This is a genomic window from Streptococcus parasanguinis (genome assembly GCF_040908565.1).
GTDB classification, from domain to species: Bacteria; Bacillota; Bacilli; order Lactobacillales; family Streptococcaceae; genus Streptococcus; species Streptococcus parasanguinis_AC.
The window spans coordinates 1-2,500 of the sequence record NZ_JBDGEA010000034.1; the positions used below are offsets into that span (position 1 = coordinate 1).

1 tRNA gene and 2 rRNA genes (1 of these 3 cut by a window edge) are annotated in these 2,500 nt (G+C 48.5%); all 3 read right to left on the reverse strand.

Annotated features, from left to right (window positions below):
* Positions 1-2,136, reverse strand: a 23S ribosomal RNA gene (locus AB5Y61_RS10540); the annotation flags it as partial.
* Between the two features lie 123 nt (positions 2,137-2,259).
* Positions 2,260-2,332: transfer RNA gene (locus AB5Y61_RS10545), tRNA-Ala, on the reverse strand.
* A gap of 53 nt (positions 2,333-2,385) precedes the next feature.
* Positions 2,386-2,500: ribosomal RNA gene (locus AB5Y61_RS10550) — 16S ribosomal RNA — on the reverse strand (it continues 1,433 nt past the right edge of the window).

Below are 2,500 nucleotides of genomic sequence, written 5' to 3' on the forward strand. Positions count from 1 at the left end.
TCTATGGCTCCTACCTATCCTGTACATGTGGCACAGACACTCAATATCAAACTGCAGTAAAGCTCCATGGGGTCTTTCCGTCCTGTCGCGGGTAACCTGCATCTTCACAGGTACTAAAATTTCACCGAGTCTCTCGTTGAGACAGTGCCCAAATCATTACGCCTTTCGTGCGGGTCGGAACTTACCCGACAAGGAATTTCGCTACCTTAGGACCGTTATAGTTACGGCCGCCGTTTACTGGGGCTTCAATTCATACCTTCGCTTACGCTAAGCACTCCTCTTAACCTTCCAGCACCGGGCAGGCGTCACCCCCTATACATCATCTTACGATTTAGCAGAGAGCTGTGTTTTTGATAAACAGTTGCTTGGGCCTATTCACTGCGGCTGACATAAAGTCAGCACCCCTTCTCCCGAAGTTACGGGGTCATTTTGCCGAGTTCCTTAACGAGAGTTCTCTCGCTCACCTGAGGCTACTCGCCTCGACTACCTGTGTCGGTTTGCGGTACGGGTAGAGTATGTTTAAACGCTAGAAGCTTTTCTTGGCAGTGTGACGTCACTAACTTCGCTACTAAACTTCGCTCCCCATCACAGCTCAATGTTATAGAATTAAGCATTTAACTCAATTCACACCTCACTGCTTAGACGTGCACTTCCAGTCGCACGCTTTAGTTAGCCTACTGCGTCCCTCCTTCACTACATACTCTAGTACAGGAATATCAACCTGTTGTCCATCGGATACACCTTTCGGTCTCTCCTTAGGTCCCGACTAACCCAGGGCGGACGAGCCTTCCCCTGGAAACCTTAGTCTTACGGTGGACAGGATTCTCACCTGTCTTTCGCTACTCATACCGGCATTCTCACTTCTATGCGTTCCAGCGCTCCTCACGGTACACCTTCTCCACACATAGAACGCTCTCCTACCATACCTATAAAGGTATCCACAGCTTCGGTAAATTGTTTTAGCCCCGGTACATTTTCGGCGCAGGGTCACTCGACTAGTGAGCTATTACGCACTCTTTGAATGAATAGCTGCTTCTAAGCTAACATCCTAGTTGTCTGTGCAACCCCACATCCTTTTCCACTTAACAATTATTTTGGGACCTTAGCTGGTGGTCTGGGCTGTTTCCCTTTCGACTACGGATCTTAGCACTCGCAGTCTGACTGCCGACCATAATTCATTGGCATTCGGAGTTTATCTGAGATTGGTAATCCGGGATGGACCCCTCACCCAAACAGTGCTCTACCTCCAAGAATCTCTAATGTCGACGCTAGCCCTAAAGCTATTTCGGAGAGAACCAGCTATCTCCAAGTTCGTTTGGAATTTCTCCGCTACCCACAAGTCATCCAAGCACTTTTCAACGTGCCCTGGTTCGGTCCTCCAGTGAGTTTTACCTCACCTTCAACCTGCTCATGGGTAGGTCACATGGTTTCGGGTCTACGACATGATACTAATGCGCCCTATTCAGACTCGGTTTCCCTACGGCTCCGTCTCTTCAACTTAACCTCGCATCATATCGTAACTCGCCGGTTCATTCTACAAAAGGCACGCTCTCACCCATTAACGGGCTCGAACTTGTTGTAGGCACACGGTTTCAGGTTCTATTTCACTCCCCTCCCGGGGTGCTTTTCACCTTTCCCTCACGGTACTGGTTCACTATCGGTCACTAGAGAGTATTTAGGGTTGGGAGATGGTCCTCCCAGATTCCGACGAGATTCCACGTGTCTCGCCGTACTCAGGATACTGCTAGGTATAAAGAATATTTCGAATACGAGGCTCTTACTCTCTTTGGCTGACCTTCCCATGTCATTCTTCTATACTCTTTAAGTCCACATTGCAGTCCTACAACCCCGAAGAGTAAACTCTTCGGTTTGCCCTCCTGCCGTTTCGCTCGCCGCTACTAAGGCAATCGCTTTTGCTTTCTCTTCCTGCAGCTACTTAGATGTTTCAGTTCACTGCGTCTTCCTCTACCTATCCTTAACAGATAGGAGTACTAGCCATTAGCTAGTGGGTTCCCCCATTCGGACATCTCTGGATCGTCGCTTACTTACAGCTCCCCAAAGCATTTCGTCGTTTGTCACGTCCTTCTTCGGCTTCTAGTGCCAAGGCATCCACCGTGCGCCCTTATTAACTTAACCTTATTTTTGGTCTTTCGACCTAAACTCTTTAAATATTTACAGCGTTTCGGTTTATTTTCTTGTTACTATTTGATATAGATATTCAATTTTCAATGTTCAATCTTAACACTCTTACAGTGTTAATGGAGCCTAGCGGGATCGAACCGCTGACCTCCTGCGTGCAAAGCAGGCGCTCTCCCAGCTGAGCTAAGGCCCCACAAGACCTCTCAAAACTAAACAAGACCAACGTACAGGTTTCCTTTTCCTTAGAAAGGAGGTGATCCAGCCGCACCTTCCGATACGGCTACCTTGTTACGACTTCACCCCAATCATCTATCCCACCTTAGGCGGCTGGCTCCTTACGGTTACCTCACCGACTTCGGGT